Annotated in this window: 22 protein-coding genes; 13 read left to right on the plus strand and 9 right to left on the minus strand. The window is 45.9% G+C overall.

From position 1 onward, the window contains the following. Positions 1 to 6: 6 nt before the first annotated feature. The 9 genes from B5Z18_RS10945 to B5Z18_RS10985 all read right to left on the minus strand — a co-directional run bounded on the left by B5Z18_RS10945 (position 7) and on the right by B5Z18_RS10985 (position 7,830). On the minus strand, positions 7 to 846 hold the full coding sequence (locus tag B5Z18_RS10945; protein WP_079469382.1) for an aminotransferase class IV: 840 nt from the start codon (positions 844 to 846) through the stop codon (positions 7 to 9). A gap of 131 nt (positions 847 to 977) precedes the next feature. Next, a complete protein-coding gene (locus B5Z18_RS10950; protein WP_079469383.1) occupies positions 978 to 2,378 on the minus strand; it encodes a DUF5723 family protein in 1,401 nt (466 codons plus the stop codon). Between the two features lie 165 nt (positions 2,379 to 2,543). Next, positions 2,544 to 3,200: a 3-oxoacid CoA-transferase subunit B gene (locus tag B5Z18_RS10955; protein ID WP_079469384.1), complete on the minus strand. Its 657-nt coding sequence runs from the start codon at positions 3,198 to 3,200 to the stop codon at positions 2,544 to 2,546. 36 nt (positions 3,201 to 3,236) lie between these two features. Next, positions 3,237 to 3,929 (minus strand): CoA transferase subunit A, encoded by a 693-nt coding sequence (locus B5Z18_RS10960; protein ID WP_079469385.1) that lies wholly within the window; start codon positions 3,927 to 3,929, stop codon positions 3,237 to 3,239. Between the two features lie 18 nt (positions 3,930 to 3,947). Continuing rightward, on the minus strand, positions 3,948 to 4,430 hold the full coding sequence (locus tag B5Z18_RS10965) for a DUF4296 domain-containing protein (RefSeq protein WP_159454269.1): 483 nt from the start codon (positions 4,428 to 4,430) through the stop codon (positions 3,948 to 3,950). 14 nt (positions 4,431 to 4,444) lie between these two features. Next, positions 4,445 to 5,374: a type IX secretion system protein PorD gene (porD, locus tag B5Z18_RS10970; RefSeq protein ID WP_079469387.1), complete on the minus strand. Its 930-nt coding sequence runs from the start codon at positions 5,372 to 5,374 to the stop codon at positions 4,445 to 4,447. Then, positions 5,367 to 6,587, minus strand: coding sequence for a bifunctional phosphopantothenoylcysteine decarboxylase/phosphopantothenate--cysteine ligase CoaBC (coaBC, locus tag B5Z18_RS10975; RefSeq protein WP_235015906.1), 1,221 nt, complete (start codon positions 6,585 to 6,587; stop codon positions 5,367 to 5,369). The genes porD and coaBC overlap by 8 nt, the downstream gene beginning before the upstream one ends. A 102-nt stretch (positions 6,588 to 6,689) precedes the next feature. Continuing rightward, positions 6,690 to 7,031 (minus strand): DNA-directed RNA polymerase subunit omega, encoded by a 342-nt coding sequence (locus tag B5Z18_RS10980; protein ID WP_079469388.1) that lies wholly within the window; start codon positions 7,029 to 7,031, stop codon positions 6,690 to 6,692. Further along, complete coding sequence (locus B5Z18_RS10985; RefSeq protein WP_079469389.1) at positions 7,000 to 7,830, minus strand: outer membrane protein assembly factor BamD; 831 nt, start codon at positions 7,828 to 7,830, stop codon at positions 7,000 to 7,002. Before B5Z18_RS10985 ends, B5Z18_RS10980 begins: the two co-directional genes overlap by 32 nt. A gap of 497 nt (positions 7,831 to 8,327) precedes the next feature. Here B5Z18_RS10985 and mraZ point away from each other — a divergent pair, with 497 nt between their 5' ends. From mraZ to ftsZ, 13 genes are all read left to right on the plus strand, one after another. Next, complete coding sequence (mraZ, locus tag B5Z18_RS10990; protein WP_079469390.1) at positions 8,328 to 8,795, plus strand: division/cell wall cluster transcriptional repressor MraZ; 468 nt, start codon at positions 8,328 to 8,330, stop codon at positions 8,793 to 8,795. A gap of 12 nt (positions 8,796 to 8,807) precedes the next feature. Continuing rightward, the gene (gene rsmH / locus B5Z18_RS10995) at positions 8,808 to 9,719 is read left to right on the plus strand and encodes a 16S rRNA (cytosine(1402)-N(4))-methyltransferase RsmH (RefSeq protein WP_079469391.1); all 912 of its coding nucleotides are present in this window, start codon (positions 8,808 to 8,810) and stop codon (positions 9,717 to 9,719) included. Positions 9,720 to 9,819: 100 nt separating this feature from the next. Further along, positions 9,820 to 10,197 (plus strand): FtsL-like putative cell division protein, encoded by a 378-nt coding sequence (locus B5Z18_RS11000; protein ID WP_235015907.1) that lies wholly within the window; start codon positions 9,820 to 9,822, stop codon positions 10,195 to 10,197. A 240-nt stretch (positions 10,198 to 10,437) separates the two neighbouring features. Continuing rightward, a complete protein-coding gene (locus tag B5Z18_RS11005) occupies positions 10,438 to 12,516 on the plus strand; it encodes a penicillin-binding protein (RefSeq protein ID WP_235015929.1) in 2,079 nt (692 codons plus the stop codon). Beyond that, positions 12,517 to 13,983: a UDP-N-acetylmuramoyl-L-alanyl-D-glutamate--2,6-diaminopimelate ligase gene (locus tag B5Z18_RS11010; protein ID WP_079469393.1), complete on the plus strand. Its 1,467-nt coding sequence runs from the start codon at positions 12,517 to 12,519 to the stop codon at positions 13,981 to 13,983. Between the two features lie 88 nt (positions 13,984 to 14,071). Beyond that, positions 14,072 to 15,331, plus strand: coding sequence for a phospho-N-acetylmuramoyl-pentapeptide-transferase (mraY, locus tag B5Z18_RS11015; RefSeq protein WP_079469394.1), 1,260 nt, complete (start codon positions 14,072 to 14,074; stop codon positions 15,329 to 15,331). Between the two features lie 24 nt (positions 15,332 to 15,355). Next, positions 15,356 to 16,696, plus strand: a complete 1,341-nt coding sequence (murD, locus tag B5Z18_RS11020) for a UDP-N-acetylmuramoyl-L-alanine--D-glutamate ligase (RefSeq protein WP_079469395.1) — start codon at positions 15,356 to 15,358, stop codon at positions 16,694 to 16,696. 68 nt (positions 16,697 to 16,764) lie between these two features. Beyond that, on the plus strand, positions 16,765 to 17,958 hold the full coding sequence (locus B5Z18_RS11025; protein ID WP_079469396.1) for an FtsW/RodA/SpoVE family cell cycle protein: 1,194 nt from the start codon (positions 16,765 to 16,767) through the stop codon (positions 17,956 to 17,958). 38 nt (positions 17,959 to 17,996) lie between these two features. Further along, complete coding sequence (murG, locus tag B5Z18_RS11030) at positions 17,997 to 19,088, plus strand: undecaprenyldiphospho-muramoylpentapeptide beta-N-acetylglucosaminyltransferase (RefSeq protein ID WP_079469397.1); 1,092 nt, start codon at positions 17,997 to 17,999, stop codon at positions 19,086 to 19,088. Between the two features lie 23 nt (positions 19,089 to 19,111). Beyond that, complete coding sequence (murC, locus tag B5Z18_RS11035) at positions 19,112 to 20,479, plus strand: UDP-N-acetylmuramate--L-alanine ligase (protein ID WP_079469398.1); 1,368 nt, start codon at positions 19,112 to 19,114, stop codon at positions 20,477 to 20,479. Between the two features lie 11 nt (positions 20,480 to 20,490). Continuing rightward, a complete protein-coding gene (locus B5Z18_RS11040; protein WP_143313550.1) occupies positions 20,491 to 21,573 on the plus strand; it encodes a cell division protein FtsQ/DivIB in 1,083 nt (360 codons plus the stop codon). Then, positions 21,570 to 22,973 (plus strand): cell division protein FtsA, encoded by a 1,404-nt coding sequence (gene ftsA, locus B5Z18_RS11045; protein ID WP_079469400.1) that lies wholly within the window; start codon positions 21,570 to 21,572, stop codon positions 22,971 to 22,973. The genes B5Z18_RS11040 and ftsA overlap by 4 nt, the downstream gene beginning before the upstream one ends. Before the next feature lie 175 nt (positions 22,974 to 23,148). Next, positions 23,149 to 24,981, plus strand: a complete 1,833-nt coding sequence (ftsZ, locus tag B5Z18_RS11050) for a cell division protein FtsZ (RefSeq protein WP_079469401.1) — start codon at positions 23,149 to 23,151, stop codon at positions 24,979 to 24,981. The last annotated feature ends 28 nt before the right edge of the window (positions 24,982 to 25,009 follow it).

Consider the following 25,009-nt stretch of genomic DNA (forward strand, 5'->3'; position numbering starts at 1 on the left):
TGATTTTTACAACATGCTTTCATGTAATACCTCGTGTAAAATAGCGGCGGTGGCGTTTCCATAGCTGCTGTCGCGGAAAAGGCCTACCCAACGGATACCATAGATGGCATTGGTTAAAAATATTTCATCCGCATTTTCGAGGTCTTCTATATTCAGTGGTTTTTCTTCTATTTTGAATGGCAGTTCTGTTTTCAGCAAATACTTGCGCATTACGCCACACACGCCACCTTCAGACAATGGCGGTGTATAAAGCACTTTATCCCGTACAATAAATACATTGGCAATGGTGCTATCGGCCACTCTTCCATAAGGATTGAGTAAAATAGCTTCGTTTAGCCGGTGCTGCTTGGCATACATTGCTGCCATCACATAGGGCAGGCAGTTGTTTGATTTAATAGCGGATAATTTATCACAACTTTTTTTTACATCGGGGAAGATATCTGTTACCAGCCCGCTGTTATTTAACTCCAATATGGTTCTGCTTAATTCCCAGCATTGGATAATGTAGTTCGGTAAGTTATTGATCGGATCATACAAACCACCATCCGACCGGAAGATAGCCAGGCGAACACGGGCCATCTGGGATACGTTATTCTTACTGCAGAGTTCCAGTATCTGCTTAACAAAATATGCTTTGGTAAAATGTGTGGGGATATCGAAGTGCAGCAGGTGTAAACTGGCAAGCATCCGTTCAAAGTGCAGGTCAGCCAGCAATACTTGTCCCTGGTATACTTTCAGGGTTTCAAAAAAGCCATCCCCGTATCTGAAAGATCGATTATCTGCCGTAAAAATCGGGTCAGCCGCAGGAATATATTTACCGTTATAACAAAGAAATCCAACTTGCACCTCGAACTATTTTAGCAAGTTGAAAGGTACCAATTATTTAGGGATTTATAAATTTAGAGATTTAGACATTTTGTTTCATGGAAGTATGTATTCCAAAAACAAAATATCTAAATCCCTATAGAGGTTAAGTATTATTTATGCCGTTGCAATCCTCCAAAACGGACACCCACAAAGCCATCCAGCTGATGAGAAGATCCCAGTAATGCACTGAGTACACTGCCTGAACCAAGATACAGCGGACCTACACGGAAGCTGGCGCCTGCATTCAGTTTGGATAACTGGTTGTAGCTTACTGGCAGGAAGAAGCCGAATATACGGCCATCGTAACGCGGAGTGATACTGAAGCCACTGTAATACTGGGTGTTGTAAGGTTTTTTGTCGCCGCTTGTTAAAGCCAACTGTATGTTTGCGTTTACGTAAAACGCATGATAGATGTGATAGTCGCCATCCAGTTGTAAGGTAGTTGGCAGGCTCACCGAGTAATCAGCATTGTTATTATCTGCTGCCGGTGTGAAGTATTGCGGATACTTACCTAATTCTGTTTTGTAATTATCCAGCTTTACATCCTGCAGGTTTTGCAGTGAAAACTGTTGATTAACCGGTATTCCAATAGTAAATGTTCCGCTACGTGTTACATCACGTTCATATTTGATTTTGCCTGCGTCCATGAGGGACAGGCCCAAACGGAATTTATACTTGTTGCTTCCTTTTCCGGAAACATTTTCGCTGGCAGGGCGGTATTCATATACCACGCCCAACTCTGCGCCAATGCCGTGTCCCACCATTTTGGAAGCATCTTCCGCTTTAAAATCGGAAAGGTTCATCCCGGAGAAATTCATGCCTACTTTACCGGAAGCGTTGGTAAGAAAAGCCTCCTGCTGACCTTCATCCACATCCATAGTGGCATGCAGCTTATCGATGTTAATGGTGCCGTTCATGGAACCGGCCAGGTATTTCAGGGTTACACCGGCTTTCAGGAAGTGAGGCCCCACAGTAATTACTTCACGGGCCACAGATACACCATACTCCGACCAGGCATTCACACTAACCCGCATATTGCTGTTGGAAGCAATATTGTAAGGTAGGTTGTCGGTTGCAGACAGGTCATTCATGATCTTATCGGCGAGCCGGCCGTCCAGATCAGTTACATTGGCCACTACGCGCGCACGGGTGGTAACGGCAAAAGAAAACTTCCCCACATTGAACATAACGGAGGGAGTATACGCTGCAAGATTCACCAACGCTTTGGTGAGGCCCTTACCCTGGCCAAACAACTGGCTCTTGATAGTGTCCTCTCCAAATGCGGAGCCCACATCTCCCAGTTTATACTTCAGCTGGTTGTTGGAAACGCCTGCGTTTACACCCACGAGATTAACATCCCAGCGGTAACGGCTGTCGGCGATGTTGGCGGGGTTGGAAAATACGCTGGTTACGCCTGCGTAGTTACTGGTCCGGAATCCGGCCAGGTCCTGTGCCTGCGTGGAAAGTGCACAGCATGACAATAATAATGCGGATGTAAAAATCCTTTTCATAGTGACTATTATAGGTTAGGAATAAACGAGATTAACAACTTAAGCATGCTAAATTATAAATATTTAAATTAATTACATATTATAAAAATGACTTTTTTACCAAAAAATAAAAATGCCCTGCTTCCGGGAAAGCAGGGCACGGTGACGTATATACGAATGTTGCTGTTAAATGTTCATCTCCGGAATATCACCTTCAATGATCAGTTTCCCGGCAGTTTTAGCGCGAATCTCTTCTACCGTAACACCAGGCGCACGTTCGAGGAGCTTAAATCCTTCGGGCGTTACATCCAGCACGGCGAGTTCCGTAACGATTTTCTTTACACAGTTAACGCCGGTAAGAGGTAATGTGCATGCCGGCAATAATTTACTTTCTCCTTTGGGATTGGTATGCATCATGGCCACAATGATGTTCCTTGCAGAAGCCACCAGGTCCATTGCGCCACCCATGCCTTTCACCATTTTACCGGGAATTTTCCAGTTGGCGATATCACCGGTATCGGATACTTCCATTGCACCCAATACAGTAAGATCTACCTTACCGGCGCGGATCATACCAAAGCTTTCTGCGGAATCAAAGAAGCTGCCACCGGGCAGCAGGGTAACGGTTTCCTTTCCTGCATTGATCAGGTCAGCATCAATATCTTCCGCGGCAGGATACGGTCCCATACCGAGTATCCCGTTTTCAGACTGCAGCATAATAGATATTCCGGCAGGGATGTAATTAGATACCAGCGTAGGAATACCAATACCGAGGTTTACATACATACCATCCTGCAGTTCCTGCGCAATTCTTTTGGCAATACCATATTTATCGAGAGGCATAAAATATCAGATTTGAAGAGTGGAGAATTGGATGAACTAGATCTTTACCGTTCTGCGTTCGATCCTTTTTTCATAGTTGCCGCCTTTGAAAATGCGGCGCACATAAATACCCGGCACATGTATCTGGTCGGGTTCCAGCTCTCCGGGTTGCACCAGTTCCTCTACTTCAGCAATGGTGATTTGTCCTGCCCGGGCCATTGAGGTACTGAAATTCCGGGTGGTTTTACGGAATACGAGGTTGCCCAGTGTATCTCCTTTCCAGGCTTTTACGATAGCGTAATCGGCGTGCAGTGCCAGTTCCATCAGGTGAGGCTTGCCGTCAAACACCCGCACTTCTTTTCCTTCAGCGATCTCTGTTCCATAACCGGCTGGTGTAAAAAAAGCAGGAATGCCCATGCCTGCCATCTGGATGCGTGTGGCCAGCGTTCCCTGGGGAATGAGGTCTACTTCCAGTTCTCCGGCCAGCAGTTGTCTTTCAAATTCTGCATTTTCACCTACGTAGGAAGACATCATTTTTCTGATCTGCCTGGTTTTGAGCAACAGGCCAAGACCAAAATCATCTACGCCTGCATTATTGGAAATACAGGTAAGATCTTTCACCCCTTTTTTTACCAGGGCGGTAATACAATTCTCCGGAATTCCACACAAACCAAACCCTCCCAGCATCAGTACCGCTCCATCCCGGATATCTTGTATGGCTTCGTCGGCATTTGCTACTACTTTGTTCATGTTTTGGTGTTTTATAGATTAGGGCTGCCGCTTGATAAAAGGCCGGGTTGTATCGGTCTTCGGCAGCAATAGCACGCTGTCTGCATAAGGGAAAATGCTTTTCATACGAAACCGGAGCGGCGCATTTTCATCAATCGGATTGGGCAACCGCTGTTTCCTGGAAGCAATATCTGTTTGTACCATCTGAAAAACTTCCTTCAGCCTGTTGGGATGACTTTCATAATACCGGTAGCTTTCCATGAATTCCTTAACGGTTACTTTATGCAGGTCCAGTATCTGTTTGTAATAGATCTTTACTTTCTCCTGTCTGAGAGAATCAAAGTTGGGCGTATAAGTAACCTGCATTTGTTGTTCATTGCTGTAGGCATCTGCAATAGACATATCTACCAGGATACCTGTCATACGTTCCTTTGAAATATATTTACGCGGCACCTGGTCACTGTTGGCACAGGCGACCAAAAATACCGCTAACAAAGCCAGGGAGGCGTATTTCATCATCATATTCATCATAGCTGTTACTTCATCTGTTGATACTTCTGCGCATTGGGTACATCCATCTGCGAAAGCAATTCCGCTGCACGGCTTTTCTCCTGTGGCGTGGCACGGGAGAATATTTTCAATAACTCCTCTCCTTTGGAAAGGAAAAATGTTTGCATCAGCATGGAATTGGGGATGTCCTGGTGGATGGCATAAAGCATGTTCAGGCAGTTCAGGATGGCTGCACGGCCTTTTATTACATCATCATACATCAGGTCCAGTCCCTGCCGGTGATACTGGTACATCACATCATGAAACCGGAGGAATTTTGCATTGAGAAGATTATCCTGTAACCAGTAGCGGTTACGGTTTCCTTCAAAAGCTTTCCAACCGGAAATTTCTTTCCCATCCGGCGCATTATTTACAATATTAAGCGCTTTCTTAAAATATACATCTCCGCCCCGTGGGGAAAAGGAATCATAATCGAGTCCCAGGATGATGTTAACGTAATAGGCCAGGATAGCGGTTAAGTTAGAGTTCAGCGGATCATTTCCCACCACCCTGGTATCGCTGAATTCCAGCTGTTGAAATTCCACATACCGGAACACTACGTTGGGGTCTTGGATATTGAGCAGGCTGGTTACATAACTGGCGTTGTATACGGGTCTGGTGGCCTGTATGGTCAGGGATGCCTTATAGCTGTCGTTCCCGGAAGTACCGGTGATATTCAGCAAAAAGTTACATTCTATCCGTTCTGCCGGTGTAAAGGCATCATTTGCCCAATGCCGGTTATTAAGGAAATCCCGGATGGAATTCTGCAGGGTAGTAAATATTTTCTTGTCCACTCCCTGTATCTGTTGGGCAACGACAGATACGTTGGCCCTTATTTCCTGGGCTTTCACAGCGGGGGAGCAGAATAGTAAGAAGGCGCCTGCAAGCAGCAGGAACAACGGGAAACGATTATGCATGTTGCAATTCGATTATAGCGGAAACAATATCCTGGGCCACGGCCTGTTTGGATTTGAGAGGGAAACTGCGTTCATTCCCGTTTTTGTCAAACAGGGTTACTTTATTGGTATCATAGTTAAAGCCTGCACCTGTATCTGCCAGTGAATTCATCACGATCAGGTCCAGGTTTTTGTCGCGCAGTTTTTTCAGCGCATATTCTTTTTCGTTGTTTGTTTCCAGGGAGAATCCTACCAGCAGTTGCTGCGGACCTTTGTTATCGCCCAGTGAGCGGAGTATATCAGGTGTTTTTTCGAGATCGATATGTAACTGTGCTTCCCCTTTTTTGATCTTTTTGTCGGCCACATTTGCCGGGCGGTAATCAGCTACGGCGGCAGCGGCCACTACTATCCCGGCGGCGGGGTAGCGGGTGGTTACGGCATCAAACATTTCCTGGGCGGTTTGCACATGGGTGACGGTGATACCCGGATGGGTTGTTTTCTGCGAAGTGGGGCCGAGTACCAGCTGTACATTGGCGCCGGCATCTGCCAGGGCCTCCGCAATGGCAATTCCCATTTTGCCGCTGGAGTGGTTGCTGATGTAGCGAACCGGGTCAATATGTTCGATCGTGGGACCGGCTGTAACGATGGCAGTGGTGCCGTTCAGTGCCTTTCTTCCGTTTTTCTGCTGAAAATGCTGTTGCAGGAAGGTCAAAATCTGTTCTGGTTCTGCCATGCGGCCTTCCCCGAAGAGGCCACTTGCCAGTTCCCCGGATTCTACGGGGATCTGCTGATGACCAAAGGAGATGAGTTTATCCACATTGCTGCGGGTGGCCGGGTGATGCCACATGTCTTCATCCATTGCCGGGGCAAAGAGTACAGGGCAGGTGGCGGAGAGGTATACGGCCAGCAGGAGGTTGTCGCACAACCCCAGGGCCATTTTGGCGAGGGTATTGGCTGAAGCGGGAGCGATGAGCATTACATCTGCCCAGCGGCCCAGCATCACATGATTATTCCAGCTGTTGTGGTCACTGATATTGAGGGGAACCTCATTTTTAGAGAGGGTAGCCAGGGTGAGGGGGGTAATAAAGCCGGCGGCGGCGGTGGTCATAACCACTTTCACTTCAGCTCCTTCCTTTACCAGCAGGCGTATGAGGGTAGCGGCCTTATAGGCAGCGATGCTGCCGCTCACTCCGAGCAGGATCTTTTTTCCTTGTAGCATTTTGATAGCGTCCATGGACATATATAAAAACAAAAGCGGCAGAAATCATTCTGCCGCCATGAAATTAATATTTTTATTTTTCGCAATCACGCACCTCACAAAATAATGTGTGGCGGATTAGCTAAACAAATCGTCGTCGTTCTTGCGGAAATAAATTTTGCTGTCCAGGAACTCCTGTGTAGCCTGGATTGCCGGATTTGCCAGTCTTTCATAAAAACGGGAAATCTCAATCTGCTCCTTGTTCTCGTGCACTTCTTCGAGGTTGTCAGTATGACTGGCAAACTCTTCCAGTTTGGAATGGAGCTCCTCTTTCACGGAAATATTGATCTGATTGGCGCGTTTGGCTATTACGGCAATAGACTCATATAAATTACCAGTTCTGTTCTTAATGTCGGTAGTGTTTTTGGTTTCTACCCAGGGATTAAGGCTACTGGTTAGACTTCGCTTTAATTTGCTCATTATCCAGTGTTTTTATGTTGTTTTGTGCTAAGGTATAAAATTTTTCGGCATCAGGCTTTAATTTGCTGTTCGGGTAGTGATCCGCGAAGTCCAGGTATTCGTCGAGAACCGTTGCGTAGCGCTCCTTTTGTCTCTCCGGGATACTGTTTTTAGCATAATTATAGTAAGATCTGATGGCCATTACTTTGTAACTGTCGCTTTTGTCAGAGTCGGGGTAGTTGCGCATCAGGTTTTTGAAGGCAATACCGGCGGCTTTGAAGAAGCCCAGGTTATAATATAATTCTGCGCTGGAGAACTCTTTCTTTTCCAGCTTGCGTCTGCACAACTCGATTACCAGGTTGGCTTCCGACACTTTATCTGCCGTAGGGTAGTTGTTAATGAAGGTTTGCATAGCAGCAATGGCCTTCATGGTATTGGTTTGATCCAGTGATACCTTTGGCGACTGCTTATAGTAGCAATATGCCTGCATATAATCTATTTCTACCGCTCTGGGGCTGTTCGGGAACAGGTCCAGGTAATTTTTGAACTGGAAAGCTGCCTGAACGTAGTCCTTAACATAGTAAGAGCAATATGCGAAATTGTAATACATGGGCTCAAACTTCTCTGTTCCCTTATATACCTGAACCAGGTCGGTATAGAGTGTTATTGCCGTATTGTATTTTTTCTTCTGGAACAGCTGATTTGCGTAGTCCAACTTCTTTTCAAAGTTGTTGCTTTTTTCTATTCTCCGTAACTGGTTGTTACAGGAGGTAGATACGACAACCGCAAGAACACTGATGTACAATAAAAATTTCCGCATAAAAGAGTGGCAAAATTAAGAATTAAATGTAAATGTAAGGCAGAGAGATTTTGATTGCTGTTAAAATTTTGCAAAAGAGGGAATTAAATCGCTGAAAGGGGAGTTTTCCACCACCGCCGGGGTTGCTGACATTTTTCCCACGCGGATGTGGAAAATTGGATTTTAAGAGACAAAAAGCGGCAGAAAAAGCCTCAGATTATAAAAAAACTCCACGCATAAGCATTTCTCCGTACCATTTTCCCACCCGCTATCCCATTCGGGAATGTCTCACTCCGTGGGCATCTGCAAGATATAAACATGAAATTCACACTTATTCACACGTTATTCACACGTATTATTGTTTAATACACCATAAAGGTGCATAAATGGTAGCAAAAGGGCTATGATGCAGGCGCTTGCATCTGTGGAAAAAATTTATAAAGTATTTTTTCGTTAAAAAGTGGGAAAAAGTGTTATTTTGTGTTGAAAAAGGATTTTCAAGGACTTTGCCCCATGGTATGACAGGATTTCTCGGTGAATATGAATCGACGCTGGACGCAAAAGGACGCTTTCTGTTACCTGCCGGGTTTAAAAAGCAGTTAACAGACGGGGCCGGAGGACAGTTTGTGATTAACCGAGGGTTTGAAAAATGCTTGTCCCTGTATCCCATGAACGAATGGCAGCCTATTTTCGAGCGTATCAGCAAGTTGAATGACTTTGATCCAAAAGTAAGGGAATTCAGGCGGTACTTCTTAAACGGGGCCACTATTCTGGAGTTAGACAGTGCAGGAAGACTGCTGGTACCGAAAAACCTGCTGTCGTACGCCAATCTGGAAAAAGATATTGTGCTGGCAGCAGCATCCAATAAAATCGAGATCTGGGATAAAGGTAAATACCAGGAGTTCTTTGAAAATTTCTCACCAGGGGCGTTCAGTGATCTGGCACAACAGGTAATGGGAGGAGGAGATAACAACATATCAATTTAAAGAGGGGAGCATATGGGCGAACAACAATATCATTTACCCGTTCTGCTGCAGGAAACGACGGAGCTGTTACAGATAAATCCCGATGGGATCTATGTAGACGCTACGTTTGGAGGCGGAGGACATTCGAGAGCCATACTGGAGAAACTGGGTGAAAAAGGACGGCTGATAGTGTTTGATCAGGATGAAGATGCTTACCGAAACAGGATTATAGACGAACGTGTCACTTTTGTACAACAAAACTTCCGTCATCTGCAACGCTTTCTGAAATTACATAAAGCAGACCAGGTAGACGGCGTGCTGGCGGATCTGGGCGTTTCATCGCACCAGTTCGATACAGCAGAAAGAGGATTCAGTATCCGCTTTGATGGCGACCTGGATATGCGGATGGATACAAGAACAGAATTTACTGCCGCCCAATTGCTGGCTACATGGGGAGAAGCAAGGTTACAACTGATTTTCCAGGAATACGGAGAAGTAACCAACGCGAAAACCCTCGCCCAAACAATTGTAAAGCAGCGCAAAACACACCCCATGCGCACCATCACAGAATTCAAATCCGTGATCCAGCCCATCGTAAAAGGTAACCCGCAAAAGTACCTGGCACAGGTTTTCCAGGCTTTGCGTATAGCCGTTAATGATGAACTGGGCGCTCTGAAAGATTTACTGGAACAAGCTGCCAATGTGCTGAAACCAGGAGGACGACTCGCCGTCATCACCTTCCACTCGCTGGAAGACAGGATGGTGAAAAATTTTATGAAGACTGGAAGTTTTGAAGAAGCACCGGAAGATCCGTTTGCAAAAGAAACACCCCCTAAATTGTTCAGATTAATCACAAAAAAACCGGTTACCGCCAGTGATGCAGAATTGAAACTTAATGGAAGATCCAGAAGTGCAAAACTGCGGGTGGCCGAAAAACAAGCGTGACGCGGCTATAAACCGCCCACCACATCCTACCCTATCCTATACACACCCGTTTTGAGTTGCGTTCAGGTTTATATTGTCAATTTTTAAAAAGGCATAGAGCGTGTTGCAGGAAGAAGATATAGATACAATCCAGGAAAGTCCGGCTGAAGTAAATACCCTTCCCCCGGAGCAACGTAAAGAATGGCGTTTGCGCATCAACTACAGAGCGTTGGTGCAAAACATGCCCTTTATCGGTTTCCTTTCCCTCCTGGCTTTAATCTATATCGCCAACAGTCACCTCGCTGAAAAAAAGATCCGGCGCATTAACAAACTAGGCAAAGAAATTAAAGAGCTGAAGTGGGAGTACATCAACGTGAAAAGTGAGCTCATGTTTCGAAGCAAAATGAGTGAAGTCAGCAAGTCAGTAGAGCCGCTGGGCCTTAAACAACTCAGCTCCCCTCCACAAAAGATTGTGCTGAAAAAGGAAACAGAAAAATGAATTTAATATTGATGCCTGACGCTGCCCGCCTGACCCATAACTCAGGTCGGGGATGCTGGTAAATCAAATCAATGGCAAGCATCTCAATTATAAATGCAGCCAGTGTCAGGTATCTTCTTATAAGTTATCAGCCTTTAGCCATCAGCTATCTGCCCCCCGGGTAAATAACTGACAGCTAAAGGCTAAAAACTAAAATGCTAATACAACATCGTGGATGTAAAAAAGGACATATTGTGGAGAGTGTATCTGTGCCTCATCGGCATGGCGCTGTTCGGCGTCGCCATCCTGGTGAAAGTGTTCTATATCCAGAACGTACAGGGCAACTACTGGCGCAGTATGGCCGATAGCCTGCACACCGGCTACGTGGCACTGGACGCAGAAAGAGGCACTATCTACTCGGAGGAAGGCAGGATGCTGTCGACCTCCATCCCTTATTTCGACATCCGGATAGACTTTGCAGCAGATGGTCTGCGGGATAAAAACGGACTGGTGTTCAAGGAAAACGTTGACTCGCTGTCTTACCGTCTCTCCCAGATATTCACCGACCGCAGCAAAGCCGCCTGGAAACAACAGTTACAGGAAGGATATAAATCAAAGGACCGTTACTTTTTACTTAAAAGAGACGTACCCTTTAATCAATACCAGGAATTACGCAGCTTCCCGATGTTTCGCCTCGGCAAAAACAAAGGCGGCATGATCGCTGAATCCAAAAGTAAGCGCATCAACCCCTTTAAACTGCTCGCCAACAGAACCATCGGACTGGCACGCGAAAATTCACAAAGCGTAGGTCTGGAAAGAACCTATAACGAATACCTGAAAGGCGTTACCGGTAAAAGACTGATGCGCCGCATCGCAGGAGGCACCTATGTACCTGTAGACGGTTACGATATTGAACCCGAAAACGGTCGTGATGTAGTGACTACCATCGATGTAAACATGCAGGATATCGTGGAAACAGCCCTCATGAACATGATGGTGCAGAATGAAGCCGATCACGGCACCTGCATTCTCATGGAAGTGAAAACAGGTAAAATAAAAGCCATTGCCAACCTCGGCAAACAACCCGATGGCAACGGCTACTGGGAAGATATGAACTACGCATTGCAGGTAGGGGAACCCGGTTCCACCTTTAAACTGGCTACCGTAATTGCAGTGCTGGAAGATAAATACGCCACCATGAACTCTATGGTAAACATGGATGGTGGCCGCTGGCAGGTAGGCCGCAGAACCGTATTCGATTCTGAACCTCACCCCGGCCCACAAAATGTAACGATCAAACACGCATTTGAACTGAGTTCAAATGTGGGTATGGCAAAACTGGCCTACCAGTTCTATAACCGGCAACCTAACAAATTCGTGGGCCATCTGAAAAGATTAAGGCTCGACCAGTTTTCCGGTATAGACCTCATAGGCGAAGGAAGACCGGTGATTAAAACCACCGCTTCCAAAACATGGAGCGCCACATCCCTGCCCTGGATGGCATTCGGATATGAAGTGCTTATCAGCCCGCTGCAAACGTGCATGCTGTACAATGCAGTGGCTAACAACGGTAAAATGATGAAACCCTACCTCGTCAACTCCATACAGGAATATGGCCAGGTAGTAAAACAGTTTGAGCCTACCGTATTGCTGGACAGCATCTGCTCACAAGGCACGCTGAAACAGGTACAGGCCATGCTGGAAGGTGTGCCGATAGATGGTACCGCTAAAAAGCTGCGCAGCCAGTTTTACACCTTCGCAGGCAAAACCGGTACCGCACTCGTGGCCAACGGCAACCGCGGGTATGCAGATAAAATCTACCAGTCGTCATTCGCCGGTTATTTCCCGGCAAATGATCCGCAGTACACCTGCGTGGTGGTAATAAAAAATAAACCGCATGCATTGCACTTTTACGGTGCAGGCGTTGCGGGTCCTGTGTTTAGAGAGGTGGCAGATAAATTATATGCCATCGCGGTAGAAAGACAAAAACCCATGCAGGCAACCATGCAACTGGATACCCTGCTGTCACTGAAAAATGGCAAAGGCAGTGAATGGAAACAAATCCTGGGCAAACTGCAGCTGCCCATCGGCAATGCCCCCGCTAACAACAGCTGGGTAAGCGCTAAGGTGACAGACCGCAAAATTGCCTTCCAGCAGGTAGCACAAACAAAAGGCGCAGTGCCCGATGTTACCGGAATGGGCCTTAAAGACGCCCTGTACCTGCTCGAAAACGCCGGATTACGGGTGGTGATAAAAGGCGCCGGTAAAGTGAAAATGCAGTCACTCCCCGGCGGAACTAAAATTGGAAACGAACAAACAATCGTAATAGAACTGAGCTAGATGAAGACGCTGCGAGACATATTGTATAATGTAAGCATCCTGGCGGTGCATGGTAATACAGATATTACCATTCATGCACTCGCCATTGATTCCAGGTCCATCGGATCCGGAGATGCTTTCATTGCAGTGAAAGGCGTACACACAGACGGACACGTGTACATTGAAAAAGCAATTGCGTTGGGCGCCGCAGCAGTGATCTGTGAAACATTACCCGAACAACTGGCAGAAAATGTTTGCTATGTACAGGTAAGCAACAGCGCTGTCAGCAGCGGTATCATGGCAGGCAACTTCTATGATAACCCTTCTCATAAAATACAACTGGTAGGCGTTACCGGTACCAACGGAAAAACAACCATCGCTACCCTGCTGTTCCGGTTGTTTACCAAACTGGGATATCACTGTGGATTATTATCCACCGTTCAAAATCAGATAGGCGATACCGTTATACCGGCCACACATACCACACCCGATCCCATTAATCTGAACGCCCTGCTGGCGCAGATGGTGGAAGACGGCTGCCTGTATGTATTTATGGAAGTAAGCTCCCATGCTATTCACCAGCAACGTATTGCCGGGTTAAAATTCGCGGGAGGCATCTTCAGTAATATCACCCACGACCACCTGGATTATCACAAAACTTTTGATGAATATATCCGGGTAAAGAAATCATTCTTTGACAACCTGCCCTCCTCCGCTTTTGCGCTCACTAACCTGGACGACAAAAGAGGAACAGTAATGCTGCAGAATACGAAAGCCACAAAAGCAACGTACAGCCTGCGCACACTGGCAGATTTTAAAGGAAAGATCCTGGAAAACAATCTCACCGGACTGGTGATGCTGGTAGGAGATACAGAAGTTCATTTCCGGCTCATCGGTGAGTTCAATGCCTACAACCTGCTGGCCGTTTACGGCGCAGCGGTATTGCTGGGTATAGATAAAGCCAAAACATTACAGGCGCTCAGTGATACTTCCGGTGCAGAAGGCAGGTTTGATTATATCATTTCCGATAAAGAACAGATCATCGCTATAGTTGACTACGCACATACGCCCGATGCATTGAAAAATGTACTGGCTACCATCAAAAACCTGCGTAAAGGCAATGAACAGGTGATCACAGTAGTAGGCTGCGGCGGCGACAGGGACACCACCAAACGCCCTGTGATGGGAGATGTAGCAGTGGAAAACAGCGATCGCGTAATCCTTACCTCTGATAATCCCCGCTCGGAAGATCCGGCGGAAATTATCCGGGAAATGGAAGCAGGCGTGCCTGTTCACCTGAAAAAGAAAGTTATTTCAATTACCGACAGGAAAGAAGCCATTAAAACGGCGCTGTCGCTCGCCAACCGGGAAGACATCATCCTGGTGGCAGGTAAAGGACATGAAAAATACCAGGAAATAAAAGGCGTTAAACATCACTTCGATGATAAAGAAGTGCTGCTGGACCTGATGAAAACCCTGGAGAAATAAACTAAAACTGAAGATAGATACTTAATAATCCAATGACTTAAAAGCCTGTACTCCCCGGACAGCGGAGGGTGGGTTACGACTAAAACATATGTTATATTATTTTTTAAATTACCTGAAAACAGAATTTAAGATCAGCGTCATCGGCGGTGGTATGTTTCAGTATATCACTTTCCGTGTAACGATGGCATTACTGCTGTCGCTGGTTATTTCTTTGCTGTTCGGTAAAAGGATTATTAGATTTCTCCAGAAAAAACAAATCGGCGAAACTATCCGTGAACTGGGCCTTCAGGGAGAAAATACCAAAAAAGGAACCCCTACGATGGGTGGACTCATCATCTTATCTGCCATCGTAATTCCCACTTTACTCTTTGCACAGCTGGCTAATGTATATATCTGGCTGATCCTGTTATCTACCGTATGGTTAGGACTGATCGGCTTCCTGGATGATTATATCAAAGTATTTAAAAAGAATAAAGAAGGACTGGCAGGACGTTTCAAGATCATGGGACAGGTTGGACTTGGTTTGATTGTTGGCTGTACACTTTATTTTAATACCGATGTGGTGGTATCCCGTGAAGTAATGGGCGCAAAACCACTGGCGCCTTATGAAAGACAGGTGACTAACCACCCGGAGCGTGTAACCCGCGACGGACACCGCTTTGTGGATGTTAAAACACCCATCACCACTATTCCGTTTGTAAAAAACCATGAGTTCAATTATTCCAAACTGATCTCCTGGATCCCCGGCGCAGAAAAGTATACGTTCGTACTCTATATCCTGGTGGTGATCTTTATTATTACCGCCGTATCCAACGGCGCTAATCTGACGGATGGATTGGATGGACTGGCAACGGGCGTTTCGGGCATCATTGGAATAGGGCTCGGTATCTTTGCATATGTATCCGGTAACATCCAGTTTGCGGAGTACCTGAACATTATGTACATCCCGAATCTCGGGGAGCTGTCTATTTTCATTGCTGCCTTTGTAGGCGGGTGTATCGGCTTCCTCTGGTACAACGCTTATCCGGCGCAGGTTTTCATGGGCGATACCGGTAGTCTTGCCCTGGGTGGTATCATTGCTTCGCTGGCAATTATTGTGCGGAAAGAACTACTGATCCCCATCTTCTGCGGTGTGTTCCTGGTGGAATTGCTGTCGGTGATGTTACAGGTATCTTACTTCAAATACACTAAAAAGAAATATGGTGAAGGCAGACGCATTCTGAAAATGTCGCCGCTGCATCACCACTATCAGAAAATCGGTTATCACGAAAGTAAAATATCCGTGCGCTTCTGGATCGTGACCATTATGTGCGTGGTAGTAGCTATTGCAACATTGAAAATGAGATAAAACTAACTAAGGAGACTAAACGAAATGAAATATAAACTCGTCATATTAGGAGCAGGAGAAAGTGGAATAGGTGCGGCTTTGCTGGGAAAACAGCAAGGGTATGATGTATTTGTATCTGACGGAGGGATAATAAAAGATAATTATAAACAGGAACTGGCGGTAAACCAGATCTCTTTTGAAGAAGGACATCATTCCTGGGATATCATACTGGATGCAAACGAAATCGTTAAAAGCCCCGGTATCCCTGAGAAATCGGAACTGATGAAAAAGGTACGCGAAAAAGGCATACCCGTAATTTCTGAGATAGAGCTGGCATACCGTTTCTCGACAGGTAAAAAGATCATTGCCATCACCGGCAGCAATGGCAAAAGCACCACTACGGCCCTCACCTATCACATCTTTAAAAACGCAGGTTTGGATGTGGCGATGGTAGGCAATATTGGCGTGAGCTATGCCAGGCAGGTGGCAACCGCACCGGCGGAGTATTATGTGATTGAAATCAGCAGCTTCCAGCTGGATGACATTAAGGACTTCAAACCCAATGTGGCCATCCTGCTGAACATTACGCCTGATCACCTGGATCGCTACGACTATAATATGGAAAATTACGTAGCCTCCAAATTCAGAATTGCCATGAACCAGACAGCTGAAGACTACTTCATCTACTGCATGGATGATCCTGAGATCATGCGACATTTAGCGCAGCAACCCATTTATTCAGCATCAATACCTTTTACCATCATGAAACCACTGAAAGAAGGCGGCTCTATTGCCAACGACCAGTTGCACATAGATGTCAACGGAGAACCGGTTATCATGTCAATGTATGACCTGTCATTAAAGGGAAAACACAATTTATATAATTCAATGGCAGCAGCAATTGCAGGCAGGACCATGGATATAAGAAATGAAAAAATCCGCGAAAGCCTTGCGTCGTTCGAAAGCCTCGAACACCGCATGGAATACGTGACAACGGTTAGAGGCGTGGATTTTATTAACGATAGCAAAGCCACCAATGTAAACTCCGTTTGGTTTGCACTGGAAAGTTTTGACAAGCCCATTGTACTAATCATGGGCGGCGTGGATAAAGGCAACGACTACGATGCCATCCGCGACCTCGTGAAAGAAAAGGTAAAAGCAATTATTTGTATGGGTGTGGACAACACCCCCATCTTTGCTGCGTTATCAAAAGACACACCGGTGATGATTAACACCACCAGTATGCACGACGCAGTACAGGAAGCATTTAAACAGGCCACAAAAGGAGACATCGTTTTATTGTCGCCCGCATGCGCCAGCTTCGACCTCTTTAAAAATTATGAAGACCGTGGCAGGAAGTTTAAGGAAGAAGTAAAAGCACTGTAACAGGTGTTGATGAACAGGATAAAGGGTTACATCTTAAAAAAATAAATGAAAGCAAAACGCAGTTAATGATGGGATTGCTCTATAGAACAAAAGGCGATAAGGTTATCTGGACGGTAGTACTTTTTCTATCGCTGGTAAGCCTGCTTGCTGTATATAGCGCTACCGGCTCACTCGCTTACCGGGAAAGGGGCGGCCATACGGAGTACTATCTCCTGAAGCAGCTCACGGTACTGGTGATGGGGCTGCTGATCATCTATTTTGCGCACCGTGTAAACTATACTATTTATTCACGCGTGGCACAAATAGGATTCCTGGTATCCATACCATTGCTGATGTACACACTGGCCTTTGGTTCCAATATCAATGAAGCCAGCAGGTGGATCAAGCTGCCGATCATTAACCTTACTTTTCAAACATCCGATGTGGCGAAACTCGCCATATTCATGTATGTAAGCAGGCAGTTATCAAGACGGCAGAACCTGATCAATGATTTCAAAAAAGGATTTTTGCCCATCATTATACCGGTTGGCATCATCTGCGCACTGATCATGCCTGCCAATATGAGTACCGCCCTTTTGCTGGGCGCCAGCTGTATGCTCCTTTGCTTTATAGGCAGGGTGCCCATCAGGTTCCTGGCGTCTATGGTGGCGGTGGGCGCTGTAATGGTAGTGCTGCTCTTTGGAATAGCCAAATTAACCGGCATGGAGATGCGTACAAAAACATGGGAAAAACGTATCGACAACTTCATTCACGGTGATCATTCAGAAACGCCTTACCAGGTGCAACAGGCCAACATCGCCATCGCTGGTGGTGGTATTTTAGGAAAAGGCCCCGGCAACAGTACACAACGTAACTTCCTGCCACACGCCTATTCCGATTATATCTATGCCACTATTATAGAAGAATATGGCATGTTTGGCGCCTTCCTGATACTGGCAGCTTATATGATTTTATTATTGAGAAGTATCCGGATCTATAAAAGATGTCCTTATGCTTTCGGTGCATTCCTGGCAGTAGGACTCAGTGTAACACTGGTAATACAGGCATTAACCAATATGGCGGTAAACGTACAGCTGTTCCCGGTTACAGGGTTGCCGCTTCCTTTGGTAAGTATGGGTGGTTCCTCTGTGTTATTTACCAGTATGGCCATCGGAATTATATTAAGTGTATCGCGGAACGTGGAAGAGATGGAAGGTAAACAGGCAGAAAAAGAGCGTTTGGAAAGAGTTATTGCGCAATCAGAAAACGCTGCAGTCGCTTAATACGTATTTATAACAATAATTGTAATCAGGAATAAAACATGCAACGCAAAGTGATCATAGCAGGCGGCGGTACCGGGGGACACATCTTCCCGGCGATAGCGATCGCAAATGCGTTGAAAAAAATAGAGCCGGACATCAACATCCTTTTTGTGGGCGCCACCGGGAAAATGGAAATGGAGAAAGTGCCGCAGGCGGGTTATCCGATCGAAGGACTGGAAATAGCCGGTTTTAATCGCAGTAATATTTTCAAAAATATCCTGCTACCGTTTAAAATATTGAAAAGCCTGCGTCGTGCAAAGGCCATCCTGCAAGGTTTTCAGCCTGATGTGGTAGTGGGTGTAGGCGGATATGCGAGTTTCCCGATGCTGAACAGGGCGCAGAAAAACGGTATCCCTACCCTGATACAGGAACAAAATTCCTTTGCGGGGAAAACGAATAAAATACTGGGCAGGAAAGCGAAAAAGATCTGTGTGGCATACGATGGTATGGAGAAATTTTTTCCGTCCGAAAAACTGGTAATGACCGGCAATCCTGTGAGGAACAGTATTTCACAGTCGGCCGTAACACGGGAAGATGCGTTGCAGCATTTCGGACTGAGTACAGCAAAGCAAACCATTTTCGCCGTAGGAGGCAGTTTGGGAGCTAAGTCTATCAACGAAGGATTACAACCACTGTTAAGAGAAATAGTGGACAGGGATATACAGCTGATCTGGCAAACAGGGAAGCCTTATTATGAAACAGCGAAAGCTGTTGCTGCACCGTATGGATCGCATATTAAAGTATACGATTTCATCAATGTGATGGACTTTGCCTATAAAGCGGCAGATGTAGTGTTATCAAGGGCCGGCGCACTGGCGATCGCGGAATTATGTGTGGTGAAAAAGCCGGTGATATTTGTGCCTTACCCGTTTGCGGCAGAAGATCATCAAACATCCAACGCCATGAACCTGGTAAACAAACAGGCGGGCCTGATCATTAAAGACGACCAGGTACAATCACAACTGGGTACTGTGCTATTCAGCCTTTTGCAAAACAAAGCGCTGATGGAACAACTGGAAAGCAATATCGGCAAACTGGGTAATCCACATGCAGATGTAACTATTGCCAACCAGGTATTAGGAATTATTTAAAAGAGATTTTTTTAGAAGAATATATGGATTTGAACAACATACAAAGGGTTTATTTCATCGGCATCGGTGGTATTGGCATGAGCGCCATTGCACGCTTCTTCAATGAGAAAGGCGTGCAGGTAAGCGGTTATGACCGTACCTCCACAGCGCTCACAAAGCAGCTGGAAGCAGAAGGTATGCAAATCCATTATACAGACGATATTAACTTAATCGACAAAACCGCCAACCTGGTGGTGTACACGCCGGCCATTCCGGCTACCCACACAGAGTTGCAGTGGTTGCGCGATAACGGTTACGAAGTAGTAAAGCGCAGTGATGTGCTGCAGGAAATTACCCGTTCCCTGTTTGCCATCACCGTGGCAGGCACACATGGTAAAACCACCGTTTCCACCATGATCGCTCACCTGCTCACCGACAGCGGTTACGGCTGTAACGCTTTCCTGGGTGGTATCAGTGTGAACTATAATAAAAATTTCTGGAGCAGCGATAAGTCTGTAGCAGTAATTGAAGCAGATGAATATGACCGTTCTTTCCTGAAATTAAGTCCGGATATCGCGGTGCTGACTGCCATGGATGCAGATCACCTGGATATTTACGGCACTCCGGAAGCAATGGAAGATGCTTTTATTGAGTACACGCACAATATTAAGCCAAATGGCACGCTGATTGCCAGGTTCGGCCTGCATCGCAATAAAGAGCTCAATGCAACAAACAAGTTGTTGTACAGTTTGCAAAACGATGCTGCCAATGCTTATGCTGCCAACATCCGCATGATCAACGGCGGATACGAGTTTGATGTAATGCAGCAGGACTGGATGATCGATAATATCGTGATGCACATTGGCGGTATGCACAACGTGGAAAACGCAGTTGCTGCCATCACGGTAGCACATCTGCTGGGAATAGATGCCGGTAAGATCCGTGCTGCCATTGCCAGTTTCAAAGGGATCAAACGGAGATTTGAATACGTGGTAAAAACAGATCAGCAGGTATATATCGATGATTATGCACACCATCCGGAAGAATTACGCGCATTGATCACCAGTGCAAAAGCGTTGTTTCCAGGAAAAAAATGCACCGTTATTTTTCAGCCGCACTTATTTACCCGTACGCGCGACCTCGCGGATGGCTTTGCAGAAAGCCTTTCCCTGGCAGACGAGGTGATACTGCTGCCTATCTATCCGGCGCGCGAGTTGCCGATAGCAGGAGTTACCAGCGAAATGATTGCAGATAAAATAACAGTACCTGTAAAGATTTTACCGAAAGAAGAAGTAGTGGAATACCTGGGCAAACAGGACGTACCATTATTAATCACGGCCGGCGCGGGAGATATCGACCAGTTAAAAGAACCGGTGGCTCATCTTCTTAAAAACAAAATAACACAACATTAAAAATAAAAAGCTTGTCTAAAACTACCACAATATTAAAACGACTGGGTGTCGCCGTTCTCTGGGGAATGGTGCTCACAGGCTTTGTAGTATTGCTGGTGGCGGCTATACAGGACAAGGATGCCGGTAAATGTAAAAGTATACAGGTAAAATTTGAAGGGAAAGATGATAACTTTTTTATTGAATCAAAGGATATAAAATCTTTGATCACGAAAGATAAAAATCTGAACCCGATCGGTAAAAGTATTGCCGATATCAATATCGCAGAGCTGGAATCCGTTGTAGACCAGGATCCCTGGGTAAAAAATGCAGAGATCTATTTTGATAACGGCCAGCAGCTGAACATCAAAGTAACACAACGCGAACCGGTGGCGAGGGTATTTACTTTTTCCGGTAACAGTTTTTACCTCGACGGCGCCGGCGAACATATACCGGTATCCAGTCGTTATGCAGCCAGGGTGCCAGTATTCACAGGCTTTCCTACGGATGCGGAAAAGCTGCAGAAACCCGACAGCCTGTTAGCGGCGCAAATCGTGGACATGGGTATTTACATTGGTAATGATCCCTTCTGGATGGCACAGGTAGAGCAACTCATGATCACGGATGACCGGAGGTTTGAGTTCATACCGAAACTGGGAGACCAGGTGATTGCATTCGGAGAAGGTATAGACATAGAAAAAAAATTCACCAAACTGCTGGCTTTTTATAAGGAAGGATTGAACAAAGTAGGCTGGAATAATTATACACGCATCAACATCGCATTTGAAAACGAAGTGGTGTGTACCCGTAAGGACGGCGTTGTTCCATTGCAACCAGTAATCAAAACGGATAGTTTGAAACTGGCCGATGCAGATGAACCGCCGATAGCGGACAGCGAAGATTCAACAACGGCAGCACCGGCAATAGCAAAGCCGGTACATACCGAACCTGCCAAACCGGTGGCAAAACCGGTACACGCAGCGAAAGAAAAGGCTAAACCGCAGAAAGAAAAGGTGAAGAAAGCAAAAGCAGCTGCGCCGGCCAAACAACAACCTAAAGCAGTGTATAAGCCAGGGAATAAATCTGTTAACACATCAAAAAAACAAAAAACGCCATGAATCAGGAAGCTCCCATCATTGTAGGACTCGACATTGGTACTACGAAGATTGCTGCCATTGCAGGACGGAAGAATGAATACGGGAAACTGGAAATCCTGGGATTCGGAAAAGCTACATCGTTTGGTGTACAGCACGGTATGGTGCTGAACATTGACCAAACCATTAAAGCTATCAGGCAAGCACTCGAGAATTGTTATGCGTCCAACCCCAACCTGGAAATTAACGAGGTATATGTTGGTATAGCCGGTCATCATATAAAAAGTTTGCAAACCCGTGGAGATATTGTACGCAATGACACTGATGCGGAAATATCCCAGAAAGATATTGACCAGCTGATCAACGATCAGTACAAAACAGTTATTCCCGCGAGTGATCAGATCATCGATGTGATTCCGCAGCAATATATAGTGGACAGTCTGCAGAACATTACTTACCCGATCGGTATGTCCGGGGTAAAGGTGGGTGCGAACTTCCATATTATTACCGGCGACAAAAACGCCATCCGTAACATTAACCGCAGCGTGGAAAAATCCGGTCTCAAAATACGCGACCTGGTACTACAGCCACTGGCTTCTGCTGCAGCGGTTATGTGCGATATGGATTTTGAAGCAGGTGTAGCCATTGTGGATATTGGTGGTGGTACCACCGACCTGGCAGTATTTTATGAAGGTATATTGAAACACACAGCCGTTATTCCGTACGGTGGTGAAAACATTACCAACGACATCAAGAACGGCCTGGGTGTATTGAAAACACAGGCAGAACAGATGAAAGTACAGTTCGGTTACGCCCTGGCGGATGAAGCCAAAACAAATGCCTATATCACGATCCCCGGATTAAGAGGTCAGAGCCCCAAAGAGATCTCCGTGAAGAACCTGGCACACATCATCCAGGCGCGCATGAGTGAAATACTCGATTTCGTGGTATATCATCTCAAGCAGATCGGTATGGATAATAAAATGCTGAATGGCGGTATCATCCTTACTGGTGGCGGATCCCAACTGAAACATCTCATACAGCTGACAGAATACACCACCGGTGCAAGCGCCCGTATAGGATTCCCCAACGAGCACCTCGCAAGCGGCCACATAGATGAATTAACCAAACCTATGTATGCTACCTGCGTGGGCCTGATCCTGAAAGGCTACAACGATTTTGAAAATGATCGTAAAGCACTGGAAGAAAATTATGTAAAAATTAATACCAGCTATCTGGCCAAAGAACAGGCTGCTCAGTCGGTGGCTCCACCCGAAGACTGGATAGAAGAAGAAACCCCCAGCAGTCAGGAAATACAGGACCGGAAAGCAAAAGAAAGAAACGCCTCATTGAAAAACTTCCTGGACAAAATGAAAACAAAAATCATTGATATGTTCACGGAAGAAGAAGATGCAAAACTTTAAAAGTTAAATGGCGCAATTGTTGCAAAAAGCAAACGTTTAATATAATAAGAATTAAGAACGATAATTAATAATGACAGGACAAATGAACCATAGTAATAACATACAAGCATATACGCACTTAATTCTTAATAGTTCATTATTAATTATTCGTACTAACCCATAAAAGTATAGAGTCATGATACATTTTGATCTTCCTAAGGAAAAATCTTCTATCATCAAAGTCATCGGTATCGGTGGCGGTGGAAGTAATGCGGTGAATCATATGTATAGCCAGCGCATTGACGGGGTAAATTTCATTATTTGCAATACCGATGCACAAGCTATTGCCAATAGCCCAGTTCCCAATAAAATACAGTTGGGCCCGCACCTGACACAGGGACTTGGCGCCGGTGCAAATCCTGAGATCGGGAAACAGGCGACGGAAGAATCCTTTGAAGAAATCAAAAAAATACTGGAGGTGAATACCAAAATGGCCTTCATTACTGCCGGTATGGGCGGTGGCACCGGAACCGGTGGCGCTCCTATTATCGCCAAAATATGTAAGGAACTTGGTATTCTGACTGTTGGTATTGTTACCACTCCGTTTTCTTACGAAGGTAAAAAGAGAATGCTGCAGGCTGATGAAGGCGTTAGTCGTCTGAAAGAGTATGTAGATACCCTGCTGATTATCTCCAATGATAAATTACGTCAGAAATTCGGCGATCTGAAGTTCAAGGCAGCCTTCGAAAAAGCAGATAACGTACTGGCTACCGCCGCCAAATGTATTACCGATGTAATCAATTCTACCGGTCAGATCAACGTGGATTTCGCCGACGTTTGTACCGTTATGCGTAACGGTGGCGTGGCGATCCTCGGTGCTGCACTGGCTGAAGGCGAAAACCGTGCACAAAGGGCTATCGAAGATGCATTAACTTCCCCGCTGCTGAACGACAACGATATACGCGGTGCAAAATGGATCCTCATCAATATCTCTTCTTCTGAAGGTGAATTTGAACACACCCTCGATGAAATGGATATCATCCAGGCATATGTACAAAGCCAGGCTGGTGAAGATTGCGACGTGATCCTCGGTGTGGGCTACGATCAAACACTGGACAGGCAACTGGGTGTAACCATCATTGCTACCGGTTTTGAACAGAAACCCATTACACAGCAGAAAATCACACCCTCCAACCCGGAGCGCGTAGAACCTAAAATTGTAATGCAGTTAGGTAAAGATGGTGATGAAAAAAAGATGAGTGTACAACAGGCACAAGGCACCTTATTCCAGGAGCCACAAGACCTGATGGCCCCACGCCTGATGGAACCTGTAGTAAGTCATCCTGAGCCCGTAATGGCTTACACACCGCCACAGCCTCAACAACAGGCGCCTATTGCTCCTGCGCGTCAAAACTATGTGCTGAACATACAACAGGTGCCACCTGCACAGCCACAACAACCTGACCCGCAGCAGATACAACAACAAATTCAACAGGCGCAACAGCAACAGATGCAGCAAATGCAACAACAGCCAGTGCCGCAACCTGTTCAGCAAATACCGCCTGCACATACACAACAGCCTGGTGTAAATATCATTCAGCCGCAAACTGGTAACGCAGCCGGAGGATATTTAAACAGACCTGCACATATTTACGTGGAACCAGGTACACCTGCTCCCGAAATGAAAATGGTATATAAAGAGGAAGAAGAAAGTGCGGTAAACGTACCTCCTGCTCCTCCGGAAGTGCCTATGCAACAGGCTTACGAAGATCTGGAAGAACAGAAACGCAAACAGGCAGAAAGAGTAGCCAAATTACGCAGCATCAGTTTCAATGTGAAGAACATGGACAATAACGCGGAACTGGAAAACGTACCTGCTTACCTGCGCAGAAATGTGAACCTGGATAATGGCGCCGGCTCTGCTGAACACTTCTACTCCAACTACACGGTGAGTGGTGATCAGGGCCCTAATAATCATACAGAAATCAATACGATCAATACCTTTTTAGATGGGAAAAAGCCCGATTGATGAACACATTTGATTGTTTTTTAGTTGT

The sequence above is a fragment of the Chitinophaga ginsengisegetis genome, from assembly GCF_900168065.1.
Lineage (GTDB): Bacteria > Bacteroidota > Bacteroidia > Chitinophagales > Chitinophagaceae > Chitinophaga > Chitinophaga ginsengisegetis.

What these genes read in the sequence shown, in the direction of transcription:
- B5Z18_RS10950 (WP_079469383.1), bottom strand. Translation starts at nt 2,378, where the DNA reads ATGAAAAGGATTTTTACATCCGCATTATTATTGTCATGCTGTGCACTT.
- B5Z18_RS10955 (WP_079469384.1), bottom strand. Translation starts at nt 3,200, where the DNA reads ATGCCTCTCGATAAATATGGTATTGCCAAAAGAATTGCGCAGGAACTG.
- B5Z18_RS10960 (WP_079469385.1), bottom strand. Translation starts at nt 3,929, where the DNA reads ATGAACAAAGTAGTAGCAAATGCCGACGAAGCCATACAAGATATCCGG.
- B5Z18_RS10965 (WP_159454269.1), bottom strand. Translation starts at nt 4,430, where the DNA reads ATGATGATGAAATACGCCTCCCTGGCTTTGTTAGCGGTATTTTTGGTC.
- porD (WP_079469387.1), bottom strand. Translation starts at nt 5,374, where the DNA reads ATGCATAATCGTTTCCCGTTGTTCCTGCTGCTTGCAGGCGCCTTCTTA.
- coaBC (WP_235015906.1), bottom strand. Translation starts at nt 6,587, where the DNA reads ATGGACGCTATCAAAATGCTACAAGGAAAAAAGATCCTGCTCGGAGTG.
- B5Z18_RS10980 (WP_079469388.1), bottom strand. Translation starts at nt 7,031, where the DNA reads ATGAGCAAATTAAAGCGAAGTCTAACCAGTAGCCTTAATCCCTGGGTA.
- B5Z18_RS10985 (WP_079469389.1), bottom strand. Translation starts at nt 7,830, where the DNA reads ATGCGGAAATTTTTATTGTACATCAGTGTTCTTGCGGTTGTCGTATCT.
- mraZ (WP_079469390.1), top strand. Translation starts at nt 8,328, where the DNA reads ATGACAGGATTTCTCGGTGAATATGAATCGACGCTGGACGCAAAAGGA.
- rsmH (WP_079469391.1), top strand. Translation starts at nt 8,808, where the DNA reads ATGGGCGAACAACAATATCATTTACCCGTTCTGCTGCAGGAAACGACG.
- B5Z18_RS11010 (WP_079469393.1), top strand. Translation starts at nt 12,517, where the DNA reads ATGAAGACGCTGCGAGACATATTGTATAATGTAAGCATCCTGGCGGTG.
- mraY (WP_079469394.1), top strand. Translation starts at nt 14,072, where the DNA reads ATGTTATATTATTTTTTAAATTACCTGAAAACAGAATTTAAGATCAGC.
- murD (WP_079469395.1), top strand. Translation starts at nt 15,356, where the DNA reads ATGAAATATAAACTCGTCATATTAGGAGCAGGAGAAAGTGGAATAGGT.
- B5Z18_RS11025 (WP_079469396.1), top strand. Translation starts at nt 16,765, where the DNA reads ATGGGATTGCTCTATAGAACAAAAGGCGATAAGGTTATCTGGACGGTA.
- murG (WP_079469397.1), top strand. Translation starts at nt 17,997, where the DNA reads ATGCAACGCAAAGTGATCATAGCAGGCGGCGGTACCGGGGGACACATC.
- murC (WP_079469398.1), top strand. Translation starts at nt 19,112, where the DNA reads ATGGATTTGAACAACATACAAAGGGTTTATTTCATCGGCATCGGTGGT.
- ftsA (WP_079469400.1), top strand. Translation starts at nt 21,570, where the DNA reads ATGAATCAGGAAGCTCCCATCATTGTAGGACTCGACATTGGTACTACG.
- ftsZ (WP_079469401.1), top strand. Translation starts at nt 23,149, where the DNA reads ATGATACATTTTGATCTTCCTAAGGAAAAATCTTCTATCATCAAAGTC.